This window comes from Bradyrhizobium genomosp. I (2014) (genome assembly GCF_000261685.1).
In the GTDB taxonomy this organism is placed as follows: domain Bacteria; phylum Pseudomonadota; class Alphaproteobacteria; order Rhizobiales; family Xanthobacteraceae; genus Bradyrhizobium.
Map to the genome: position 1 here is coordinate 20,055 of NZ_AJQE01000330.1, position 24,130 is coordinate 44,184.

16 protein-coding genes and 1 pseudogene are annotated in these 24,130 nt (G+C 64.7%); 6 read left to right on the forward strand and 11 right to left on the reverse strand.

The window, feature by feature from the left end:
• Positions 1 to 106: 106 nt before the first annotated feature.
• From IC50_RS29690 to nthA, 3 genes are read right to left on the reverse strand one after another with little or no spacing between them, the layout of a single operon-like run.
• Positions 107 to 487 carry a nitrile hydratase accessory protein gene (locus IC50_RS29690; RefSeq protein ID WP_035713231.1) on the reverse strand — a complete coding sequence of 127 codons (381 nt, stop codon included), beginning with the start codon at positions 485 to 487 and terminating at the stop codon, positions 107 to 109.
• A complete protein-coding gene (nthB, locus tag IC50_RS29695) occupies positions 487 to 1,146 on the reverse strand; it encodes a nitrile hydratase subunit beta (RefSeq protein ID WP_035713177.1) in 660 nt (219 codons plus the stop codon). The genes IC50_RS29690 and nthB overlap by 1 nt, the downstream gene beginning before the upstream one ends.
• Positions 1,143 to 1,766 (reverse strand): nitrile hydratase subunit alpha, encoded by a 624-nt coding sequence (gene nthA / locus IC50_RS29700; RefSeq protein WP_035713182.1) that lies wholly within the window; start codon positions 1,764 to 1,766, stop codon positions 1,143 to 1,145. The genes nthB and nthA overlap by 4 nt, the downstream gene beginning before the upstream one ends.
• Positions 1,767 to 1,889: 123 nt before the next feature.
• On the opposite strand from nthA, the pseudogene IC50_RS29705 reads away from it, so the two are divergent.
• Positions 1,890 to 2,351 (forward strand): annotated as a pseudogene (locus IC50_RS29705) (hypothetical protein); the annotation flags it as partial.
• A 435-nt stretch (positions 2,352 to 2,786) separates the two neighbouring features.
• Complete coding sequence (locus tag IC50_RS38570) at positions 2,787 to 5,876, forward strand: ATP-binding protein (RefSeq protein WP_162131533.1); 3,090 nt, start codon at positions 2,787 to 2,789, stop codon at positions 5,874 to 5,876.
• Here the strand turns inward: IC50_RS38570 and IC50_RS29725 are convergent.
• The 8 genes from IC50_RS29725 to IC50_RS29760 form a co-directional block, all read right to left on the reverse strand.
• Positions 5,873 to 9,709 (reverse strand): hypothetical protein, encoded by a 3,837-nt coding sequence (locus IC50_RS29725; protein WP_035713194.1) that lies wholly within the window; start codon positions 9,707 to 9,709, stop codon positions 5,873 to 5,875. The two genes, IC50_RS38570 and IC50_RS29725, sit on opposite strands and share 4 nt — an antisense overlap.
• A gap of 292 nt (positions 9,710 to 10,001) precedes the next feature.
• Entirely contained in the window at positions 10,002 to 10,997 is a 996-nt protein-coding gene (locus IC50_RS29730; protein ID WP_035713197.1) for an FAD:protein FMN transferase, read from the reverse strand.
• Positions 10,994 to 11,566, reverse strand: a complete 573-nt coding sequence (locus IC50_RS29735; RefSeq protein WP_035713199.1) for a nitrous oxide reductase accessory protein NosL — start codon at positions 11,564 to 11,566, stop codon at positions 10,994 to 10,996. Before IC50_RS29735 ends, IC50_RS29730 begins: the two co-directional genes overlap by 4 nt.
• Positions 11,563 to 12,390 (reverse strand): ABC transporter permease subunit, encoded by an 828-nt coding sequence (locus IC50_RS29740; RefSeq protein WP_035713202.1) that lies wholly within the window; start codon positions 12,388 to 12,390, stop codon positions 11,563 to 11,565. The genes IC50_RS29735 and IC50_RS29740 overlap by 4 nt, the downstream gene beginning before the upstream one ends.
• Entirely contained in the window at positions 12,387 to 13,307 is a 921-nt protein-coding gene (locus IC50_RS29745) for an ABC transporter ATP-binding protein (RefSeq protein ID WP_035713206.1), read from the reverse strand. Before IC50_RS29745 ends, IC50_RS29740 begins: the two co-directional genes overlap by 4 nt.
• Positions 13,304 to 14,644, reverse strand: a complete 1,341-nt coding sequence (locus tag IC50_RS29750) for a right-handed parallel beta-helix repeat-containing protein (protein ID WP_035713210.1) — start codon at positions 14,642 to 14,644, stop codon at positions 13,304 to 13,306. The genes IC50_RS29745 and IC50_RS29750 overlap by 4 nt, the downstream gene beginning before the upstream one ends.
• A 31-nt stretch (positions 14,645 to 14,675) precedes the next feature.
• The gene (nosZ, locus tag IC50_RS29755; RefSeq protein ID WP_035713213.1) at positions 14,676 to 16,619 is read right to left on the reverse strand and encodes a TAT-dependent nitrous-oxide reductase; all 1,944 of its coding nucleotides are present in this window, start codon (positions 16,617 to 16,619) and stop codon (positions 14,676 to 14,678) included.
• 22 nt (positions 16,620 to 16,641) lie between these two features.
• Positions 16,642 to 18,936 (reverse strand): NosR/NirI family protein, encoded by a 2,295-nt coding sequence (locus tag IC50_RS29760; RefSeq protein ID WP_050991151.1) that lies wholly within the window; start codon positions 18,934 to 18,936, stop codon positions 16,642 to 16,644.
• Positions 18,937 to 19,114: 178 nt separating this feature from the next.
• Here IC50_RS29760 and IC50_RS29765 point away from each other — a divergent pair, with 178 nt between their 5' ends.
• From IC50_RS29765 to IC50_RS29780, 4 genes are all read left to right on the forward strand, one after another.
• Positions 19,115 to 19,990, forward strand: coding sequence for a ferritin-like domain-containing protein (locus IC50_RS29765; RefSeq protein WP_035713216.1), 876 nt, complete (start codon positions 19,115 to 19,117; stop codon positions 19,988 to 19,990).
• Positions 19,991 to 20,444: 454 nt separating this feature from the next.
• Positions 20,445 to 21,476, forward strand: coding sequence for a TRAP transporter substrate-binding protein (locus IC50_RS29770; protein WP_035713219.1), 1,032 nt, complete (start codon positions 20,445 to 20,447; stop codon positions 21,474 to 21,476).
• Between the two features lie 15 nt (positions 21,477 to 21,491).
• Positions 21,492 to 23,381 (forward strand): TRAP transporter large permease, encoded by a 1,890-nt coding sequence (locus IC50_RS29775; RefSeq protein ID WP_035713222.1) that lies wholly within the window; start codon positions 21,492 to 21,494, stop codon positions 23,379 to 23,381.
• A 21-nt stretch (positions 23,382 to 23,402) separates the two neighbouring features.
• The coding region (locus IC50_RS29780) for an AMP-binding protein (RefSeq protein ID WP_035713225.1) at positions 23,403 to 24,130 on the forward strand (728 nt) is incomplete at its 3' end.

Below are 24,130 nucleotides of genomic sequence, written 5' to 3' on the forward strand. Positions count from 1 at the left end.
TATCGTGCCGTCATCTGGGTCCCGGCTCTGCGCCGCAACGCTTGCGCGTTGCAGCTTGTCCAGGACACGAGAGCGAGCCGCTTGCAATGGCGGGTGCGAGCGCGACCTACCGAAAATCCTCCGGCCGCAGCTCGATCGGCTTGCCGTGCGGGGTGCGGTCGGCTGCGTGGTCCCACGCATCCCGGTAGCGGTGCAGCGTCGCCATCGAGGCGACGCCCTTGCGCGCGACGAGGCCTTCCAGCGTGGCGAGCCAGTGCAGATAGTAGGTCTCGCCGGTATCGGGGTCGCCGGCGGCCTGCGCGCGCTTGATCTCGGACGCCAAGGCTGCGGCCCATTCCGGCCAGGTGAACACGCCGCGTTCGTGCAGCGTCAATGCCATCGCGAACGCATGCGCTTCCCAGGGCGCGCGGAACACCGGGCCGTTGTCATCGCGGGGGATGCTCGGAATGGCCGCCGTCGCGGCCGTGGCAGCTTGTGTGCTGCTCATCATACCGGGTCCAAATAGGGCTCGAACGCGTCGATCGAGACCTTCGTCGTCGGATCACCATCGGGGCCCCAGAGTTCGCGGCCTTCGAACACCACCGTATAGAGCCATTGCGGGTTCTCGCCGCGCTCAATCGCCGCGGAATCCGGAAACACATGACAGCCATGGTTCAGCTCGACGACACCGACATGGCCGCGCACATAACGCGGCAGCCGCGTGTGCGTCGCCGGATGGATGTTCTTGGCGCGCACGCGGTCGCCGATCTTGAACCTGGGCGGCGCAGGAGCAGGGCGGTCGAATTTGCCGCGCACCATCACGCGCTCGACATTGGCAAGATCGAACTTGCCATGCTTGAGCGCCTTGGCCGGCCGCACCGCATGCCCGGCAGCGACGTCCTCGCGGGTGAGATAGCCCTTGGCGATCAGCATCTCCTCCAGACCGAGAAACCATTTCCTGTAGTAGGAGCTGGAGAGATAAACGTCAGGCGGCAGCGTCTCGCGATAGAAGCGCGAGGTATCGATGTTGTAGGCACCGGCGGCGCCCATTGCACGCACCATCGCCAGCACGCGCTCTTCCCAATGGGCGTGGAACATCGGCTCGTTCGGCTCAGGCTCGACCTTGCCGAACCCGTCCATGCCGCCCATGTCGTGCACGCCGTTCATGACGGCGCTCCAGGCGTCCGCGGAAAGCCGGTGCCGATCATGGAATCGCGGGTGACGAGCTCGGCGAGCTGCTCCTCGCTCCAGCCCTCCGTGCCTGCGGGGCGCATCGGCAGCACCAGGAAGCGCGTCTCGGCGGTCGAGTCCCACACCCGGATCTCCATGTCCTTGGGCAGGGTGACGTCGAAATCGGCGAGCACGCCGCGCGGGTCCTTCACGGCGCGGGAGCGGTAGGGTGCCGCCTTGTACCAGACCGGCGGCAGTCCCAGCATTTCCCAGGGGTAGCAGGAGCACAGCGTGCATACGACCATGTTGTGGCGCTGCGGCGTGTTCTCGACCACGACGAGATGATCGCCGACGCGGCTGACATGGCCGAGCGTGCCGATGGCCTTGCTGCCGTCCTCCAGCAGCGCCTTCTTGAAGGCCGGATCGGTCCAGGCCTTGGCGACGACGCGTGCGCCGTTGTGTGGGCCGATCTTGGTCTCATAGGCCTGGATGATGGCGTCGAGCGCGGCCGGCTCGACATAGCCTTTCTCGGTCAGGATCGTTTCGAGCGCGCGCACGCGCAGCTCGGTCTCCGACAGCTCGGAATGGTCGTGATCGTGGTGGTGGTCGTGGCTCATGGCGGTCAAGATAGGCGCAATGGTCCCCGCCTGTCGAGCGTTCGTTGCCGCGCAATACGGGCACGTCAGCGTGACGACATCTGTGCGCCGGTATCCCCGCAAACAGCGTGGATTGGTGACGGACTGGGCGAGCATCGCGAGGATGGCATGCCGCAGGAGAGCGGCGCCGCGTTGAAGTCCGACCGCTTCTACTACTATGCAATCCAGGACGCTGCCTTCGCTATCTATGCGGAGCTGCCTATCACCAAGCCTGCGGCAGCAAGCGCCGCGGCCGCCGTGCTCGGCGTGCGCGGCAATGGCGGTCTCAAAGCACCGCCGCATGAAATCGACATCGTCGCGATCCAGGGCGACAAGGTGTTCTTCATCGCCGCATCGGACGCTGTGAAGACCACTCCGATTCCGGCCTGCGAGAAGGTCTGGAGGCAGATGATGGCCAAGAAGACGCCGCAGGACGCCATGGCCCGCGAAGACCAAGCCATGGACGCCTACACCAAGTGCTTCGCCAAGGAAGCGCCAAGCCAGAGCTGGTTCGCAGCGGCCGTCAAGAAGGCGCAGAGCCATCTCGATCTGCTGCCGCTACGCTAGACCAGCAGCTCGAGCATCTTGCGCCATCCTTCCATCGGGACCTTCATCGCCAGAGCCGCCGGCTGAGTGATCACGTGTCGCTGTCTCGATCATTTCATGCCGCGTGCCGAAGCCGCTGTGGGCGCGCGAGGACCCGGCTTTCCCACGGGCATTCGAGTTGCCGGATAGGCGAATCCAGCCCGGCTTGCGCAAGTGCCGCGAACCGCACGCGCCGTCCATAGAGGAAAATGCGTCAGGTTTTTTAATGGGTTAGATTTGGTCGCGGCGGCTGTGCCGAGAGCCATGTTCGGCGAATGCGATCCCACGAGCTTTCATCTTGTGCTCGCGAAAGGTAGGCGGGATACTACGGGCCTGTATCAGGCCTCGCGGCATCCGGTCCGGCACCAGCTGGAGACCGGGCTTGCTGTTCGCGTAACGAGTTGGCTGCGACCGACGATGAATACGCAGACCCGCGCCCCGAAAGGCGAACGTCATCGGTTGACGGTGCTTTTCTCTGACCTCGTGGGGTCAACAGCCTTAGGTAGAGATATCGAATCCGAGCACCTTTCCGAGCTCCTGAGCCAACTGCGGGAGATTTGGCATCGCGCGGTCGCCGGGCACGGCGGTCGCATCATCAGAACGCAGGGAGACGGTGCCCTCGCCGTGTTCGGCTATCCCCAGTCGGGCGAGGACGACGGTCGTCGCGCCGCGGAGGCGGCACTCGATATCCACGAGTGGGTTGGGCAGTTGCGCCATGATGGCGTGCCGCCGGCTCTCATGCCGCTGCAAATGCATTCCGCCATCCACGCCGGCACCTTGCTCCTGACCGAGGGAGATATCGAGTCCGGCCGATACGACCTGATCGGCGATGTCGTGAACACGGCGGCGCACCTGTCGCGCTACGCTGCGCCGGGGCAGGTCCTCGCCAGCATCGATGCCCTCGGTCCGCATGCAAATTTCTTCGAGCTCGGCGACCGCCTTCAGACATCGGGTGCAGCGGCCGGAATGCCGCAGGCGCGCGTGGTGCTGAGACGAAGCACGGCGACCCGCCGATTCGAGGCAACTTCTCGTCGCGGCCTGACGCCCTTTATTGGTCGCAACGAGGCTTTCAACTTTCTGGCCGGTTTTCTCAGCGAGGCACATTCGACCAGGCAACGTTGCGTGGTCGTCGTCGGCGGTCCCGGGCTCGGGAAGACGCGGCTCCTGGAAGAAGTGTTGCAACACTGTGGTACCGAGCCCTTCAAGCTGCTGCGGGGCAGCTGCGAAAGCTATGCCGGTGCCGAGGTCCTGCAACCATTCCTGCAAATGCTGCGCACCTACCTGGGAATCCGGCCGGACGCATCTGTCGTCGAGGCCGACGAGATTGCCCGCGCAGGCCTGCAGCCATGGGCCGCCCAGCTCGGGCCGCGTGCTGAATCGATCCTCGCGCTGGCGTCGACCGGCGCCGATGCGCGCGGCGGCCGGATGACCGTCGACGGCGTGGTCGGTGACCTGCTCGGATTCTTTACCGTCTTGTCGGCGCAGGGGCCGTCGGTGCTGGTGATCGACGACTGGCAATGGTCCGACGACGCGAGCCGGCAGCTGCTGGAGGTCCTCCTGCAATTGCCCAATGGACCGCGCGTCATCCTCGCCAGCCGGCCGCGCGACGACGGCACGGAATGGATTTCCAGCGCGCCTCATCTGCAGCTCGAGCCGTTCCAGGGCCCGGAGACGGATCTGGCTGTGCGACGCTGGGTGCCACAGGCCGATCCGTTCCTAGTGGCCCGCGTTCACGCCTATGCTGGCGGGGTGCCGCTGTTCATCGAAGAGCTGTGCCACTCCATAGCGGCCAACGATCCTCTTTCGTTCGAGATACGCAGCAAGCAGGGATGGATCGCAACGCTGGTCGCCTCGCGGTTGGCGCGCCTGCCGCCGGATGAGGTGAACGTGGTGCGCGCCGCGGCGGTCATAGGAAACACGGTGCCGCACGGGTTGCTGGTTTCGGCCTGCGGCAGCGAACCCGACCCGGCAAAGATGCGGGCACTGGCCGACGCAGATTTTCTTTACGCCGATCCAGCGGGCGGCGTCCTGCGCTTCAAGCACGGCATTACGCGGGACGCGGTGTACGACACGATCGGCCTGCACGAGCGTCAGGCATTGCACAGGCGCATCCAGGGCGAATTGCTGGCACGATCCGGGCAGGCCGATCGCGAGGACACGCTGGAAGCGCTGGCCTACCATTCGCGCGGCGCAGGTCATTGGGAGAGCGCGGCCCATTATGCCGAGCGCGCCGGCGACAAGGCCATGGCTGCGTTCGCGCTGGATCGCGCCCGAGCCCAATATCAGGTGGCCATGCAATCGCTGGATCGCGTGCCGGATCGCTCGCGCGAGCAGTCGTTGCGCTGGTGCTTGCTGGCCAATAAATTAGGTCTGGTCAACATTTTCGACCCGATGTCGTTGACCGACGACACCACCGTCTTTGAGCAGGCGGTCGTGATCGCGACATCGCTCGGCGACACCGGCGCGATGGCCAGTGCCTATGAATGGCTCGGTTACATGTGCTACGGGTTCGGCCGCTTTCGGGAGGGCGTGACACACACACGGACAGCACTTGAATTGGCGCGCAAGCTCGGTGAGCACCGCATGATCGCGCAGATCGAAGCGTCACTGGGCCAGATTCTCGCGGCAAGCTGCCAATACGACGAAGCCATCACCTTGATCGACGCGGCCATCTCGACCAAGCAGCAACGCAGCCGCCGGCATGGCGCGATCGCCATCGGCACGGCCTACGCGTTGTCGTGCAAAGGCAGTGTGCTCGCCGATCGCGGAGATTTCGACGGCGCTCACGAGTGTTTCAAAGAAGCGATGGCCTTGGTCGAAGGCTCGACCCACCCGGTCGTCAGTTCGGTGCGCAATTGGGTTTCGGTCGTGCTGGTCTGGCAAGGTCGCTGGCAGGAGGCCGAGCGGCTCGCCGTCGAGGGAGCTCGTGTCGCCGAGAACATGCGCAGCCTGCTGCTGCTGGCTGCCTGCCGCGCCGCGTCCGGATTTGCCCGCTGGTCGGCGACCGGCGATGCCGAAGGTTTGCAGCAATTGCGGAACGCGGCGGAATGGATGGAAAGGCGAAACTTCCACTTCTACACGTCGGTTCAATATAGTTGGCTGGTCGAGGCGGCAGCAGCCGAAGGTGATGTCGATGCGGCACGGCGGTACGCCGCCCATGTCCTGCGCCGCGCGCGGGAAGGCGAGCGGCTAGGCGAAGCGGCGGCATGCCGCTCGCTCGCGAAGCTCGCGGCCCGGCGCCGGGATTTCGGACTAAGCCGGCGCTGGTTGCAGCGGGCCGAAACCTCCGCAGGCTGGCGTGGGTCGCTGCGCGACGCCGCCCTGAATCTGGCTGCGCGCAGTGAGCTTCTCGCGCAGCAGGGGCAGGGCGAGGCGGCCCGCGAGACGGCAGTGGAAGCCGCCGAGAAACTGCAGGCGCTCGGCATGCGCTGGCATGCGGAGCAGGCGATCCGGCTTGTCGCCGGCACGCCCGTCATCTGCGCCAACGATGAGATAGCCCTGCCTTAGGGTGAGGGCGACGGCGGCGGCGCGGGAACCCTTCCGTCCATCGTCAAGCTCATTGGAATGGGGCCGGTGCGCATGGGCAGCGGCGCCTCCACCAGTCCGCAGAAGAAACCCAGCATCACGGCCAGTGCCGGGTCTGCGCCCGGACACGAATGGGTGGGATGGCCCGCGACCCTGCGGTTGCCGCCGAAGGCGTGATAGATGTCCTGACGCCCTTCGACGAGGTTCTGCTGGGTGGCGGAGACCGCGCCGGCGACAATGACATCTCCCGGCCTGATCTCGACATCTCCGATGGTGTGCGAAACGACGGCCGTCCGCCAGATCAGTTCGGGCACCGCGCGCAACTGCATGGCCGGAATGAAGTCGTCTCTCAGCCGGTTGAGGGCCTCAGTGTAGTCCTTCGCGACCGTGCCGGCATAGCGGGCGCGCAACGCCCACAACGTTCCTTCACGCAGCCATTCGTTCAATATCCTGCGCAGGTTTCCGTCGACCGTCGGAATGAAACCCATCATGGCGCCGGCGATCGTTCGCGCCACGAACGGGATGTCCCCAGTGCCCCGCGGCGAGTTGTAGACGGCCTTCGTGACGGGTCCGTTTGTCGGCCCGAACTGTGTCAGGAAACCTTCCATGGCGCGGCGTGCAGCGTCGCCATGTGCCGCGCCGATCGCCTCCACTGTCTTGTTCGGATGGGGCTGGAAGATGTAGCGCGAGGGGGACAGGAAATGGCCGGGATAGCCAGGCGGCTCGCCTGGCTTCCAATCCCAGCGATAGCCGACGCGGCGGAAATAGCCGCCGGCCTCGCTCAATCCGAACCACTCTTCGCAGAAGGCGCCGAGCAGCGGATCGACCAATTCATGCACGTCGACGGTCAGTTCCCAGCTCGCTTCGCCGTCGTGGGCGGCATAACCGATCGTCTGCTGGACCATGAAGCCCAGCACCTTCTTTACGACCCCGCGCGCCAGCTCGAACGTGGCGAATTGGTCGAGGGCCATGATCGCAGCGTTGCAGACGGCAGATTCCTGCTCGTAGACCTGGTCTGGCTGTCTGGCGTCGCGGCCGAGATAGAGGATGCCGAACGACCGCGTCATGCGGGGCAGGTAGCCGGTGATGGTCAGCTTGGTGTCGGAATCGGTGAAGACTTGATGGACGAGGTCGCGGTCGGCCACCAGGACCCCGAAGGGCGTACGCAGCACGCCGCCGTGGCGCTCGCGGATTGCAGCCCAGATCGACGCGTTGACGAAATGCGAGGCTGAATCCGGATCTTCGAGCGCCGTCTTCCAGGCGGCCATCGCCGCGGCTTCGCCCTGCCGGCTCTCGATCAGGCGCAGACGCGCGATCTCTCTTTCGCCGTCATCCACGCTCCACGTCACCGCCGGTTTGTGTCCCTGGCTCGCCGCCCATTGCTGCAGATCGGCAAGTGCCTTCTTCGATGGCGCAAAGAAATAGGCTCCCCATTCCAGACGTACGAACGGACGGGGCTCGTCGTGGAGCCGGTCCGAGCCGTCCAGCGCCACACGAACGGTCCGGCCGCCATGCTCGAAACGGAAATGCCGAAGCCGGCCGGGTTCGGCGAGGCCGAGGAAAGGATCGCTTTCGCGGGAGGAGGATCCCGAGCTGTTGCCGCCGGCGAGCCAGCTCTGCACCACCTCGAACTGCTCGCCGAGGCTGGCATTGTAGGCCATGAAAACCAGGCCGCGCTCCGGTTGCGGGGCGGATTTGGCGGCTTGCGGGTCGTCACGGTTGACGGGCGGACCGTAGGACATGCCGCGCCTGACGATCCGGGGGGGCCGGGCGCCGGCATCCGCCTTGGTGATCGGGATACGCGGATTGGCGCGCCGTATGTGCGCGTGAAACGGACACAGTTGGGCCTGCGCATCGGCGTCGTAGTTGAAGTCGTTGTAGCCCTTATCGGGAGGTGGAGTAGGGGTCAGGGGTTGGCCGGCCTGCGGATGGCCGGTCGGCCAGCGTCCCATCATCTTGGCCATCAGCATCTCGCGCGTCAGGGCAGGTGCGTCCGGGCCGGCCGCCTCGGTCGCCTGTCGCGTGGCGCGGGACAGGACGTCCTCGAGCTGCTCGACATCCTGTCGCAGCTTGCGCAGCGCCATGAAACTGCCGTCGCGAAGCATCGCGTGAGCACGATTGGTGGCATCGCCAAGCGGCGCCGTCTCGTCGGCGAGGTTCGGGTAGCCGCACAGAATCTCGCCGAGATGCACCCGATTGGAATAGCTCTTGCCGGCCTGGCTCTCGTACAGCACCGGATTCGAAGTGCCGTCGGCGAAACCGAAATGGTCCTTCATGTTGGATCCATCCCGCTGCCGCTGCATCCACTGAATCGAGAGCGGCCTGACGCCCCGATCCACCTCGACCAGGCGGCTCATTTCGGCCATCAACGGTTTTCTCGCATCCGCTGCCGCCTGCGGGTCTTTATTCGGGTCCTTGGACAGCAGGCGAAGCTGAAGGACGGCATGGACGGAGCTCATGCTGATGCGCGGCGCAGGATCATCTTCGCGCAGGTCCGGCGCGCCGATGCCGAGCGCCCAGTTGCTTGCCGGAAGGCGCCAGCGCTGGGGATGATTCCAGCGCACGTCGCCGAGCAGGCCGGCGCGTCTCTCCATGCCCTGCACAAACTCTTCCGGCAATGTGCGCACCTCCGCGTCGGACAGTCCGGCGTGGCGCAGCCCCTCGATCGTGAATGCGATGTTGGTAACGATCTGCCCCGGGGTCAGGGCGTCGGTTTCGGACGTCACCTGCAGGACGTTGAGAAAAGCCGCCAGCGCGGCCGGACTGGCGAACTGCAAGAGCAGCAGGCAGCCGTGATCCGAAGCGGGGTAGGCGGTCAAGATCCCGCCTTGCACGTTGCCGCGATCCTGCAACGGCAGTTCGGCCGGCAGGGCGAGCGGCAGCTTGCGCCGCACCGGCGCCACGTCGGGCGGCGTCATCAACCAGAGCAGGGCCTCTTCATATCGAAGGCGGGCGCGCTTGACGCCACCGGCGTAAATGGGGTCGTTGATCATGGTGACGAATTCCGGCAGCAGCTCGTGGGCGGCCCGATGCAGAATCACCCCGTCATGCGTCCCCGGCGGATAGAAGTCGGCCAGATGGTAGAGCGCCGCCAGCGCGCGTATGCCGTGGCGAAACGGAGGCCGGCCGGCAGCTTCGATGGTGAGCGGCTGGCTGAAGCCGGCATTGGTCGGATCGACGCCGATCTTGCCGTCGACCTCGAATATCGAGCGTCGCGCAACGTCCTCCGGCGACGGAATTCTGATCTGCGTGACGATCCGATCGGCGCCTGGGCCCGAGGCTCGCCGATAGACGCGCTCCTCCATCCGCAGGAAGCGCGTGTCATCCACGGTCAGGTCAGGGGTGGAATAGAGGAAATAGGCTTCGGTCTGCCTGCTCTTGAGCCAAATGCCCCAGTTTTCGTAGGTGTTCTCGTGACCGAGCCAATAGCCCTCGGTATTGCAGAAGATCAGGTCGAGCAGCCGCGCGGCCTTCTGCCAGATGACGCGGACATAGGCTTCCCAGGAGCCGTCGAACGTCGCGGTCAGCAGCACATAGTCCACCGCGTCCTCGGCATCGTCCTCGGGTTCGAGCACGGCGATGCTCACGGAGTGGATGCGTCCGACGCGGTCCACGGAGTCCGACAACACACGGGCGAGCTCGTATTCATACGCGCTGGCGCGTCCGCCATTCAGCGCCCGCAGCACGTATTTGACTCGCGTCTTGTACGTCGTCGCGTCCAGGGACGGCACGAACCCTTTCTTGATCGGAGCCATCACCCTGAAATCCGACGTGCCGGCCATGCTGCCGGTCTTGATGGTCAAATCCCGGCGCATGTCTCTACCCCCCTGGTGCGAGCGGCCTTAAATCGTGCCATCGCAAAAATGCAGCTATTACGTTTTCATTTCCGCAAACATGCAATCTGGCTCACAATATTTTCAATGCGCGCACGAATCTTGACGCCGCCTTTCGGCTGCACCGTCTTCGTCGCGGCAGTTCGAGCCATAGAGCGTCCCAACTGTGCGGCTCCGGCGCGCTTGCTTCTATGAACTAGCCCACAATTCCGAACTTTCTTCGCGATCACAGACCGAAAAATCGCGCGAAAGAAACCAGCGTCCTCGTTGCGTGCTACGCGGCCAATTCGACCGACTTGCCGGCCTCGTCGATCAGATGCACGCGGTCGATGTCGACGCGCGGCAAAAGCGTTCGAATCTCGTCTTCCTGCATCAGGCTGAACGCCGTCGACAGTGCGTCCGCGGCGGTCGCGCTGCGGGACACGGCCGTCACGCTGCGGTAGCGCAGAGCGCAGCCGCCGGTCCGGGGATCAAACAGGTGGTTGAAGTGTGCCCTGGAATCGAACCGGAAGCCGTAGCCGCCCGAGGTGGACACGGCGCGGTCGACGATCGGCAGCACCGTTTTCATGCGATCCACGATGTCTGGATCGGCGATGCCGATGTCCCAGGGGTGTCCGTCCGGACGCGAGCCGATCGCGCGGGCCTCGCCCATGTCGACGAGGCTATGAGAGATGCCGTGCGCCCGCAGAAGGTCGACAACCTTGTCCGTGACGTAGCCTTGTGCGATCCCGTTCAGGGTGACGGCCATGCCTCGGGGCAGAACGATCCGGTCACGGCTGATCGACAGCCGGCCGCTGCCGGTGCGCGCGAGCGCCGCCTGGATCTCTGATGCCGCAGGACCGGCCGGATTCGCGTCATCTTGCGCGAAGTGGCGGGCATAGAGATCCCAGAGCGGCTGCACCGTGACATCGAACAGACCGTCCGTCAGCGTGGAATAATGCTGCGAGGTCGAGAGCAGATCGACGACTTCGGGGGCGGGATCGACCAGAATACCGGTCCGGTTCAGCTCGACCAGGGCGGAGTCGTCCAGGTAAAGGCTGAACAGCCGCTCGAGCCGGCGCGCCTCGGCGCATGCCAGCGATATCAGCAACTCGGCCCGGCGGCGGTCTTTGTCGTGGATCTCCATCGTCGCGACCGCACCCAGCATCGTGCCGCGCCAGGTGACCGGCGCGGCCTCGGCACGAACGGGGCGTCCGACGGACAGCGGGCCGAGCCCCGCCGCCGCGGCGCTGATCCGGATGAATCGTCGGCGCGTCAGCGCTTGCGTCATGGCGTCCTCCTGGAGCGGTTGCCCGGCGGACTTTCTGTCGCTTCGTCGGGTGCCGCGCCGCCGCTGACATTCGCCGACGCCAGGACATAGTCGCGGGGCACCTCGTCGAAGCCGACGATTCTGCCCCCGTTTTCACCGGCGAACTTCTCCGCCGCCGCCCGGTCCGAAAACGGAACGACCTCGTCTCCGCCCATGCCGCTCCTGACCCGGCTCTCGATCACGAACAACGCCTTGCGCGCCTCGACCCAGTTGTCGGCGCCGGGCTTGTCCCAGGTCGGTGCCCTGCCCATGTCGGACACGTAGATCGCCTGGATGTCTTTGGGCTCGTCCGGCAGCATGGTGAAGGCGAGGGTGTCGCGTACGGACGAGAACCAGACAGGCTGAATGAGGCTCGTGGCGAAAATCTGCCCCTTGGGTCCTGGGTGCTCGAGCACGTTCATGCCGCAGTAATGGCCGATGTCCTCCGCCGTCATCCGATGCGGCGGCGGGATCTTCGCAGCCTGCTTCTCGTTGCAGCCCGCAAGCGCCAGCGGCACCAGCAAGGCGCAAACGATGACCAACCGCCTCACAGCTCCCTCCGCGAGAAGGCGACCGCGGCCAGCCCCAGCGGCAGCAGCGTCCAGCTGAGCAGGGTGGTCAGAAGGACCGGTATCGTCAGGGACGTGCTTTGAGCAAGGCCGGCCATGCCGGCGAAGGTGCTGACATTGGCGAACCCGGTCAGGTTGATCAGCCGGTAGGCGTCGGTCGGGTTCGACAGCAGCAGGGCGTTGAGCACGGTCGCCGAGATGCTGCGTCCCTGATCGAGCGCAAGCACTCCCAGCAGCGCCATGTCGTAGATCAGCACCAGCAGCAGCCACAACCCGACGCAGATGCCGGCAGCTGTTCCGCGGTCGCGCACGAGCGCGCTGACCAGATAGCCAATGGCGACGAATGCGGCTCCCAGCAGCACCGAGGAGCCTACCATCGCCGCAAAGGCGAGAAGACTATCGCCATCAATGTCACTGCCCGTTGCTGCCAGCGCTCCGACGGCCGCGCCGTAGCCGAGGCAGGTCGCAAAGCCGAGGACGGCGAGGTGGCCCAGGAACTTGCCGAGCAGCACTTGCCACCGCGCGATCGGATAGCTCAGCAGCAGCAGCATCGTCCCTCGCTCCATCTCGCCGATGATGGCGTCGTGGGAGATCAGAAGCGCAATGAGCGGAACGAGAAAGATCGTCAGGCTCGACAGGCTGACGATGACCACGTCCAGCGCGCGCACGCCGACGTTCCCGGTCGGCGCGCTGCCGAGAAAGGTCAGCGACAGGGCAAGCCCGGCGAGCAGGAGCGTTGCCGCCAGCACCCAGCGATTGCGGATGGCCTGGTGGATTTCCTTGGCGGCGATGATCAGGACGTTCATGGCGCCTGCTCCGACTGCCGAAGAAAGTGAGCGTAGAGCTCGTCGAGGGTCGGCGGGACCACGTCGACGTCCTCGACGGAATTGCCGGCGGCCGTTGCGCGATGCAGCAGCTCGATCTTCCGCTCCGGCGCGGCGTCGATCTCGACGATGTGGCCGTTCAAGCGGCGGCAAGTCGCGTCCTTGGGCGCCCAGCCCGGCAGCTCGCTCGGAGCAAGCCCTGCGACCCTGAGGCGGATCCTGGTGGGCAGCCGGGCGAGGCGACGCAGCTCGTCGATCGACCCGTCCGCGACCTTGATGCCGCGGTTCATGATGATGACCCGGCCGGCGCGCTCTTCGAGCTCGGTGAGCGCATGCGACGACAGGAGCACGGTCGCGCCCGCCGCGGCGAGCCGCGCGATGATGTCGTAGAAGGTCTGCCGCAACTCCGGATCGAGGCCGGTGGTCGGCTCGTCCAGCAGCAGCACGCGCGGCTGACCCAGCAGCGCTTGCGCGAGCCCGAGCCGCTGGCGCATGCCCTTCGAATAGGTGTTGACCCTGCGGCGGCTGGCGGCGCCCAGGCCGACGGCGTCGAGCAGCTCCAGCGCCTTGGCGACCGGCTCCCGCTTCAGCCTGGCGTAGAAGGCCTGCGTCTCGCGGCCGGTCAGGGCAGGGTCGAACGAGACGTTCTCCGGCAGGTAGCCGAGCTGTCGTCGGCCCGCGAACTCGCCGGCGGCCGGATTGTCTCCGAGAACCTCGATGGAGCCGCTGGTCGGCCGGATCAAGCCGAGCATGAGCTTCATGAGCGTGGTCTTGCCGGCGCCGTTGTGGCCGATCAAGGCGACCAGCTCGCCTTGGCCAAGCGTGAACGAGGCATCGCGCACGGCCCTGATCCGGCCATACGCCTTGGTGACGTCGCTGACGTGGACCGTGGCGGTCATCGCGTCTCCTTCGGTGTCCGGTTCTTCGGCGGCGCCACCAGCGGATGGCTGTCGACCACGCCGCCCGGCAGCAATGCCGGAAACTGCGCCTGCGCCCAGCGGATCACCTGGACGGCGGGGCTGTTGATCAGGACCTTTGCAGCGGGCGCCGTCCACAGCACGCGATCGATCAGGTCGTTCGGCCGGTACGCCGTGTCGGCGATTCCGTCGCCGTTCAGGTCGAATGCCGGGTTGTCGCTCCAGTAGTTGCCGCGTCCCCCGATCGACCAGTCCAGATGCCGGGTGCCGACATATTTTACCTGGTTGGCATTGCCGACGAAAGCATTCCCCGTGATTTCGTTGCCTTCGGAGCCGGCCGTGAAATGCACGCCGATGGCGCAGCGTTCGAACCAGTTGTTGCGGAACTTGTTGTGATTGGTGTTGTAGATGAACACGCATTTTTCCGGGCCGGTCTTGAGAGTGCCCGCCCGTTTCGTCTGCGGAAGCATGCCTCGCTCGTCGTCGGGACCATCCTCCGTCTTCTGTATCGTCGGGTTCAGCGGGCCGCCCATGACCCGATTGCCTTCGATATCGGCGTAGTTCGCGTAGTTGAACAGAAGTCCATAGTCGCGATCGTGATCGGAGCTGTTGCCTCGGATCACCAGACGGTTCGAATACATGATCGCGTAACCGACATGGTTGCCGATCGAAACGTTGCCGCTGACCTCGCTATCGTTGGTGTACATGTAGTGGACCGCGAAGCGAACCTGCTCGAAGCGGTTGTCGACGAAGCGGTCCTTGCTGGAGGAGATCGAGAAGATGCCGTCGCGGCCGTAGCGGAACGTGTTGTTCGCGATGGTGACGTCGGGCGCATTCCAAAGCGAGACGCCGTTGCCGGCTTCGCTGAGGCGCCCGCCGCGCAGTCCCTCGATTTCGTTGCGGACGATCCGGGAGCCCCTGGCACCATGCACATAGACGCCGAACAGGTTTCCGACCAGCCGGTTGTCCTCGATCGTCGCGCGCTCGGCCGTCTTCTGCAGGAAGATTCCGGAATTCATAGCCTGCAAATCGCGGCCGGACGCCCGGATGGTCATCCCGCGGATGGTGACATCGGGCGCGCTGACGGTGACGACGTTGTCGGCGCCGTCGCCGTCCAGTACCGTACCTTCGGTCCCGACCAGCTGCAGGGGACGGTCGATCCGGATCGAGCCGTGATATTCACCCGGTGCAAGTTTGACGACGTCGCCGGCACGCGCGCCATCCAGCAACGCCTGCAACGGCTGGCCTGGCGCAGCCGTCAAGGTCTCCGCTTCGGCGAAGCTGGACAATCCGGCGGCGACCAGCGCCGCCGGAAACATGCGTGACAGGTGACCCACGAGGTCGCTCCGATCAGACCGACTTCGGTTCGACGAGCATCCGGCCCTTCATCTCCATATGCATGGCGTGGCAGAACCAGGAGCAATAGTACCAGTAGACGCCCGGCTTGTCGGCCGTGAAGGTCACCGACGAGGTGGCCATCGGTCCGATCTCCATGTTGATGCCGTAGTTGACGATGCAGAAGCCGTGCGTCAGGTCTTCGACCGCATCGATATTGGTGATGAAGACGGTCACTTCGTCACCTTGCTTGACCTGGAACTGCTCAAGGCCATAGGCCGGCGCGGTCGACGTCATATAGACCCGCACCTTGTTGCCGTCGCGGATCACCTTGGAATCCGCCTCGAGATTGATGCCGTCGGCCTTGGCCTGCTTGACCGCATCCGCAAACATCGGATCCGCGCGGTCCCAGATCGAGATCGGGTTGATCTTGGAGCGGTGGACGATGGTCGCGTCATGCGGCTCGGCGAAGCTCGGGCCGTCGTGCACCAGTTTCATCTGATCGCCCGAAATGTCGATCAGCTGATCGTTCTCGGGCTTGAGCGGTCCGACGTTCAGGAAACGGTCCTTCGAGAACTTGTTCAGCGAGATCAGCCATTTTCCGTCGGCCTCCTTGGTCTGTCCCATCGAGCTATGGTTGTGACCGGGCTGATAGTGCACGTCGAGCTTCTGGAGGATGGGATTGACCTTCTCACCCTTGAAGGCCCGCTTGGCGAGGTCGATGTTCCACTTGCAGATCTGGCTGTCGAGGAACAGGGTGGTGTAGGCGTTGCCCTTGCCGTCATAGGCCGTGTGCAGCGGGCCAAGGCCGAGTTCGGGTTCTGCAACGACGACGTCGCGCGGCTTGATCTTGTCGTCGAACAACTGGTCGAACAGGCGGACGTCCATCACGGTCACGGTGGGCGAGAGTTTTCCTGCCGCCACGATGTGGATGCCGTCGGGAGCGGTGTTCATGCCGTGCGGATTGTTCGAGACCGGAACGTAGCGCGTGTAGGGCGAGCCCTTGCGGCCGTCGATCACGGGCACGCCGTTCATTTCCTTGAAGTCGCCCTTCTTCACGGCCTCCTCGATCCGCTTGATGTTGAAGAGGACGACCCAGTCCTGTTCGGCGGCGGTCATCTCAGCCAGTGTGACGCCTTCCTCGCCGTTGTAGCAGGTCGAGAAGGCGTATTTGCCCTGGTAGTCGGCGTCGACATTGTCGAGGTTACCGCTGACGATGACCTGCCAGGCCACCTTCATCGTGTCGCCGTCGATCGCGCTGAGCATCGAACGATACTGTTTGGGGTCGTCGAGGACCTTGCCGTCGTTGGGCAGGGGTACGCCATCCTCGCCATTGGCAAAGACATAGCCCGTGCGTGGATATTTCTGCACCCGCAAGCCGTGGACGGTATGCTGGTTCGGCAGTTCGATGATCTTGTCGCACTTCATGACGTCGAGCCGCACCCGCGCCACCCGGCTGTTGGCCTTGTCGTTCATGAAGGCATAGCGCCCATCATAGGTGCCGTCCGTGAACGAAATGTGCGGGTGGTGGAGATCGCCGTTCATGTAGGTGGCGCCGCGGCTCCTGAGGAATTCGCGCGTCGCGGGCTGCAGCCCTTCGGTCAGAACCTTGATGCTTTCATTGGTCTGGCCCCAGCCGGTCGCGCTGCAGCGGTTGAAGACCGGAACACGCATCAATTCGCGCATCGAAGGGAGCCCGACGATCCGCATCTCGCCGGATTGGCCGCTCGAGAAGAACACGTAATATTCGTCGAGCTCGCCAGGCGCGACCTCGGTCTTCTGCACGGCGGGCCTTGCCGCCGGTGCTTTCGGCGCAGGATTCTTGGTCTGCGCGTCCGCGGACGAGACGAATCCGTCCTTCATCATGGCTCCGCCGGCAAGCCCCATGCCCGCCGCGGCCGCCGTCGTTCCCAGCACTGTTCGTCGGCTGACGCCCTTTGCCTGTTCGTTCTCGCTCATGATTGCCTCCTCGGCTTCCGGTTCAGTCAGGTGGTGGAGAGATGGCGGGTGAAGCATCGACAGGCTTGCCGCCGGCGGTGATGACGGTCGCGGGACCCTTGCCGCCCGAGCGCATCGAGGGCGAGGACATGGCCGCGAACTTCTCGCGCTTGAGCCGCACCTGGATCATGTGCGGGCAGCGGTGATCGTCGTAGTAGAGTTCCTGGCAATGCATGCAGTAGATGCACTCATTGACGTTGATGTGCCCCTCGGGATGGATCGACTGCACCGGACACTCCTTGGCGCAACGTTGGCAGGGCGAGCCGCATTCTTCCCAGCGCCGCAGCCATTCGAAGGTCCGCATGCGGCCTGGAATTGCAAGCGCCGCGCCGAGCGGACAGAGGTAGCGGCAGAAGAAGCGCTCGATGAAGAGGCCGATGACGAGCAGGGCGACAGCGTAGGCCACGAATGGCCAGCCCCGCGAGAACTTCAGGATGATCGCCGTCTTGAACGGTTCGACCTCGGCAAATCGCTCGGCCATGTCGACGGAGTAGAGCGACAGGCCGAACAGTCCGAGAAAGATGATGTACTTGATCGGCCACAGCCGTTCATGCAGTCCCCACGGCACTGTGATTTGCGGCACCTTGAGCCACTTCGCGACAGTGTTGGTGAGCTCCTGCAGTGCGCCGAAGGGGCACAGCCAGCCGCAGAATGGGCCGCGGCCCCAGAACAGTAGCCCGCCAGCCGTCGCGGCCCACAGAATGAAGATCAGCGGAGCGGCGAGGAAGAATTCCCAGCGGAAGCCGGTCACCAAGGCATTGGTGAAGGTGACGACGTTGACGACGGAGAGCTGCGCGTTGGCGTACCAGCCGAGCCAGACCAGAACGAAGGCGAGATAGCCTCGCCGCACCCAGGTGTACAGAACCGGCCTGCGCACCAGCAGGTTCTGGAAGAAGAAGATGCCGGTGAGGGCGGCCAGCATGAACGCGGTGACGCCGATCGAGACCGTGCTCGACCGCCAGATCCGCATCCAAAGCGCCTCATCTGCCTCCGCGGGCGGTGGGGCCGCAGCTTTTGCCTGCGAGCGCGGAGGCGCCGCGCTCTCCGGCACCGTCACGGTACGCTGCTCGCGGCGTATGTAGCTGTCGGGCAGGGCGTAGTTGAGGTCGAAGGTCAGAAATGCCTTGTCGCGGCCGCCCAGACTCCGTTGCACCAGCAATTGAAGCTGCCACGGCTGGGTCGGATCCAGGGTGAACTCGGGAGGGGTGACGAACAGTCCGATTTCCCTGAACTCGGGCGCGCCGGCCGCTTCCAGTGCGCCAAGGCGGGTATGGTTGCGGTCGCGGAAGCGGGTGCTGTTGCCTTCCTGCAGGATCTCGATGCGATCGAAGATGCCGCCGCGTACGTAGGCCGAGCCCTTGAAGGAGTAGGGACCGTTGCCGGCGACGACGATCGCCTGCTGCCCGGGCTTCAGACTGTCCTTCAAGCGTCGATAGCCGTCCTCGCCGAGCAGGCTGCGGCCGATCGTAGGAGCGGTGACGAGCGCCACGTAGAGGTCGATGAAGCTGTCGCTCGCGTCACCTGGTTCCGGATACTGGCTCGCCGCAGCGCTGCCGGACTTCGCAAAGGCGTCGTTGACGTCACCGATGCCGAGATGAAGCCGGCGTATCGAGCCATCACCGACGAGGCTCTCCCAGTCGCGGATTTCGCTGTGTTCGAGATCGAGCGTCTTGATGACCGGGGGCAGGGCCGCCGACGCCGCAGCGCTGTCGCCGCCGCCGACGCGACCGCTTCGGATCAGCTTCGATGCCGCGCGGACGATGCTGTCGCCCATCACCAGCACGGTGACCGTCGCGCCGCTCACGATATCGACCTGCGGCGGCCTCTCGGCACCGCTTGCGACCGGCTTCATGTCCTTGCCGATCAGGGAGTTCATGGCTGCGACGATGCGGGCTTCGGGAATGCCGACCAGGACGATCGGCTCCTTGTGATCGACGAGCTTGACGCCGGTGATGACGCCCTTCGGATCGATGCCGGCCAGCAGGTGAATCGGTTTGCCGGAGTAGCCGACGGCATTCGCGAAATCGGAGTTGAGGAAGACGAATCCCTGGAGCTGGTCGCCGCGGTAGACCGGCACGATCGGCGGATCGCCTTGTGGCGGGCCGAAGCGATCCGCGCCGGGGAAAAACTCCGCAGGCGCGATCTTCGGCAAGTATGTCGGCAAATCGCCGGCGGCGCATGCGGGCGAAATATAAGTCAGACACAACAGCAGCCAGCTGGCGAGCGCTAGCGCTGCACGCCTTGCGAAGGCGGTATCGTCATCCGGTCGCTTCAACATGTCGATTCAAATGCGATCTGCGCAGCCAACCGGGCCGCGCGTGCCTTGACATTCTTCGTCGATGATTTGTCGCCGCTGACGTGCAAAACTCATCGCGTGCGACCACATCTGTCAAGCCCGCCGCAGAGATTTGCGCTCGCGCCGGAACGGATCAGGAATCTGCATTTGGAGTCCTTGCATGCCATTTCTACGCACTTCGTTGCTCAGTGCTGAGCCCGCAGGTGTATTGAAGTCTCTCGACGAGCTCTTTGCGCTAGCGCATGCAATGGAGCAGGAGGCGGCCTATCGGTATGATGCTCTTGCCGAAGATATGCGCGGGCAGGGCAAGGCCGATCTTGCGGACGTGTTCACGCGACTTGCTGCCGCCGAGCGCGAGCACGTCGACAGCGTCACACGGTGGTCGCAATCCCGATGCGGCAAAGGCCCGGATCCTGCCCTGGTGCGCTGGGAAGCGCCGGAACCCCTCGATCCGGAATCGGCCGCCGAAGTCAAAACATCCCGTTTGATGACGCCGTACCGCGCGCTCGCCATGGCGGTCCGCAACGAGGAACGCGCCTTCGCGTTCTGGTCCTACCTGGCAGCCTACTCGCATGATGCCGAGGTCAAGAAGGCGTCCGAGGCCATGGCCAGGGAGGAACTCGGCCATGTCGCCACGCTGCGGAAGGAGAGGCGCCGCGCGTATCATCGTCAACACGAACGGGATTCCGTCGAAGCATCCGCAGCGCCACAGCCGCCGATCGATGCGCGAAAGCTCGAGCTTCGTCTGGTTGCGCAACTAGCCGAGCTTGAGCAACGCCTGACCGGTCCAGCCGCCGTCCGGACACGGGAGATTCGCCAGCAGGCAGGCAAGATGGCCGCCGCCGCCGCCGGCTTCGGGAGCTTTCCGGCGTCCATGGAACGAAAGGATCCTCTGGAGATCGCCGAAGCCCTCGTCGATGGTTATCTCGACGGCGCCGAGCGCGCGAGCGACCCAGTCCACCTTGAAAGCCTGCAGCAACTTGCGGAGCAAGCGATATCGAGGCTGGCATGGCTGCGTTCGTTCTTGGCGAACTAGACCCGATGCAGTGCCGAGTCGCACGGCGGCTTCGTCGGCGCTGAGGCCGGCCAGTCCTCTGATGCAATACGAGCTCAGTTCGGGCGGGATCTGCTGACCGGCGGCAGGGCTGCTGGACCAGCATGGCCTAATCTCGAATTCGCATAAGGTATATTATGGAATATTTTTATATTCAATTTGATCAATCATTTAGAGGAAACTCCTGCTGCCGTATCTTCACTTGGGCGCCGATTTGGTCCGTGCCTCGACGATCGCCTCAGCTATTGACGGCTACTGTGCATGGGGTTGTTTTTCAGATTTTGAAATCGACCCCGTGTTCCGAAAGCCGATATTGCCGTGACCTTGTCCGGCTGCAATAAGCGGGGCCTCGCGAGATCGCAGATGACCTTCAGGCCGACCGTCCGTATAGGTTTGCATCTCAGAACAACAACAAACCTTCCGAGGAAGCAGACCCATGGTCTTTTCAACGCGCTTTTCCCGACGCACGCTTCTCAAGGCCTCCGCCGCGACCACGGTCCTGGGTGGCCTCAGTGCGCCCCATGTTGCCCGCGCCCAGAGCGCCGAGTTCACCTACAAATACGCCAACAACCTGCCTGACACCCATCCGATGAACGTGCGCGCCAGGGAGATGGCGGCGGAGATCAAGAGCGAGACCGGCGGCAAGTTCGACCTCCAGATCTTCCCGAACAACCAGCTCGGGTCGGACACCGACATGCTGAGCCAGATCCGCTCCGGCGGCGTCGAGTTCTTCACGCTGTCCGGCCTGATCCTGTCGACCTTGGTGCCGGCGGCGTCCATCAACGGCATCGGCTTCGCGTTCCCGGACTACAATACGGTCTGGAAGGCCATGGACGGCGACCTCGGCGCCCATGTCCGTGGTGAGATCAAGAAGGCCGGCCTCGAGGTCATGGACAAGATCTGGGACAACGGCTTCCGCCAGACCACGTCGTCGACCAAGCCGATCAACGGTCCGGACGATCTCAAGGGCTTCAAGATCCGCGTGCCGGTGTCGCCGCTGTGGACCTCGATGTTCAAGGCGTTCGACGCGGCCCCTGCCTCGATCAATTTCAGCGAGGTCTATTCGGCACTCCAGACCAAGATCGTCGAGGGCCAGGAGAACCCGCTCGCGATCATCTCGACCGCGAAGCTCTACGAGGTGCAGAAGTACTGTTCGCTGACCAACCACATGTGGGACGGCTTCTGGTTCCTGGCCAACCGCAGAGCCTGGGAAAAGCTGCCGCAGGACGTGCGCACCGTCGTCGCCAGGAACATCAACGCCGCGGCCGTCAAGGAGCGCGAGGATACCGCCAAGCTCAATGCCAACCTCCAGCAGGAACTCGCAACCAAGGGCCTGACCTTCAACCAGCCGACTGTTGGGCCGTTCCGGGACAAGCTGCGGTCTGCCGGCTTCTATGCCGAGTGGAAAGGCAAATATGGCGATCAGGCCTGGGACCTGCTGGAAAAGGCCGTCGGCAAGCTGTCGTAACGCGTCGGGGCCGTCATGGCTCATATCGAGATCGAGGTGACCGAAGTAACGGGCGAGGTGGCTGTGCAGTCCCCTCGCCGACCTTCGTTGCTGGGCTCAACGGAGCGCGTACTCGGCTTCCTCGTCGAGGTCCCGGCGGCGATTCTCGTCGTCGCCGAGATCGTGATCCTGTTTGCCGGCGTGGTCGCGCGCTACGGCCTGCACCGACCGCTGATCTGGTCGGACGAGCTCGCTTCGATTCTCTTCCTGTGGCTGGCGATGCTGGGCGCGGCGGTCGCATTCCGGCGCTCCGAGCACATGCGCATGACCGCGATCGTCGCGAGCGCGAAGCCTGCGATGCGGGCCTATCTCGATCTGGTCGCGACCTGCGCGGCGCTGGCGTTTCTTGCGCTGATCGTCTGGCCGTCCTGCGACTATGCTTACGAAGAGAGCTACATCACCACCCCGGCACTGCAGATCTCCAATATGTGGCGCGCTGCCGCACTGCCGGTCGGCATCGGCCTGATGGTGGCGTTCGCCCTGCTCCGGCTGCTACGCGCGGCCGACTACCGAATGGTTGCAGCCGCCGTGCTGTCGGTTGCGGTCGTGATCGGCGCATTCTGGCTGGCGGAGCCGTCGCTGCGGCCGCTCGGCAATCTCAACCTCGTCATCTTTTTCGTCGGCGTTGCAGGCTTCTGCGTCTTTGCCGGCGTTCCCATTGCGTTCGGCTTTGGCCTCGCCATCTTCGGCTATCTCGCGCTGACGACGCGGACGCCCGTCATGGTGCTGGTCGGGCGGATGGACGAGGGCATGAGCCACCTCATCCTGCTCTCCGTGCCCCTGTTCGTATTCCTCGGCCTCCTGATCGAGATGACCGGCATGGCGCGGGCCATGGTGGCGTTCCTGGCGAGCCTGCTTGGCCATGTCCGCGGCGGTCTACATTACGTGCTGGTCGGCGCGATGTACCTCGTGTCCGGCATTTCCGGCGCCAAGGCGGCCGATATGGCGGCCGTTGCGCCCGTGCTGTTTCCGGAGATGAAACAGCGCGGCGCCAGGCCCGGCGACCTCGTCGCGCTTCTGGCGGCGACGGGCGCCCAGACCGAGACCATTCCGCCGAGCCTCGTGCTGATCACGATCGGCTCGGTCACCGGCGTCTCGATCGCGGCGCTGTTCACCGGCGGCCTCTTGCCCGGCGTCGTGCTCGCGATCACGCTGTGCCTGCTGGTATGGTGGCGCTACCGCCGCGAGGACATGAGCCACGTTCGCCGCGCCACGGGTGGCGAGATCGCCAGGACCTTCATCGTCGCCCTGCCCGCGCTCGCGCTGCCCTTCGTGATCCGCTATGCCGTGGTCGAGGGCATCGCGACTGCGACGGAAGTCTCGACCATCGGTATCGTCTATGGCGCTCTCGTCGGCCTCCTCGTCTACCGCCGCTTCGACTGGCGGCGGCTGTTTCCGATGCTGGTCGAGACGGCCGCGCTGTCTGGCGCGATCCTCCTGATCATCGGCACGGCGACCGGCATGGCCTGGGGCCTGACCCAATCAGGCTTCTCGCGCTCGCTGGCGGCGGCCATGACCGGACTGCCGGGGGGCGCGGCGACCTTCATCGCCGTGTCGATCCTCGCCTTCACCATTCTCGGCAGCGTGCTGGAGGGCATCCCGGCGATCGTGCTGTTCGGGCCGCTGCTGTTCCCGATCGCCCGCGCCGTCGGCGTGCACGAGGTGCACTATGCCATGGTGATCATTCTCGCCATGGGTATCGGGCTATTCGCCCCGCCCTTCGGCGTCGGCTATTATGCCGCCTGCGCTATCGGACGCGTCGATCCGGCCGAGGGCATCAGGCCGATCTGGGGCTATATGCTGGCGCTGCTGGTGGGATTGATCATCGTCGCGATCTTCCCCTGGATTTCGATCGGATTCCTTTGAGGTGTTTTCAGGAGGGTGTCGATGAGTGAGCGGCAGAACCAGTACAATATCGGCCTCGACAAGACTCCCGCCAACTACGTGCCCCTGAGCCCCCTGAGCTTCCTCGCGCGCAGCGCCGCGGTGTATCCCGGTCATCTCAGCACGGTCTACGAGGGGCGCAGCTTCACCTGGGCGCAGACCCATGAGCGCTGCAAGCGATTTGCATCCTGGCTCGCGGGCAAGGGTATCGGCGTCGGCGACACCGTTGCGGCGATGTTGCCCAACATTCCGGCGATGAACGAGGCGCACTTCGCCGTGCCCATGACCGGCGCCGTGCTCAACGCGCTCAACATCCGCCTCGATGCGCCTTCGATCGCGTTCCAGCTCGACCATGGCGGAGCCAGGATCATCCTGGTCGATCCCGAATTTTCGGGCGTCATCACCGACGCACTGGCGCAGATGAGCGGGCCAAAGCCATTCGTGATCGATGTCGACGACGCCGCCTTCAAGGGCGGCAAGCGGATCGGCGAGATCGAGTATGAGGCCGCCGTTGCCCAAGGCGATCCTGGCTTCGCCGCGATCACGCCGAATGACGAGTGGGACGCGATCGCGCTGAGCTACACCTCGGGCACGACGGGCAATCCCAAGGGCGTCGTCACTCACCATCGCGGTGCCTACCTGAATGCGGTCAGCAACATCCTCGCCGGCAACCTCGGTCAGCATCCGGTCTATCTCTGGACGCTGCCGATGTTCCACTGCAACGGCTGGGG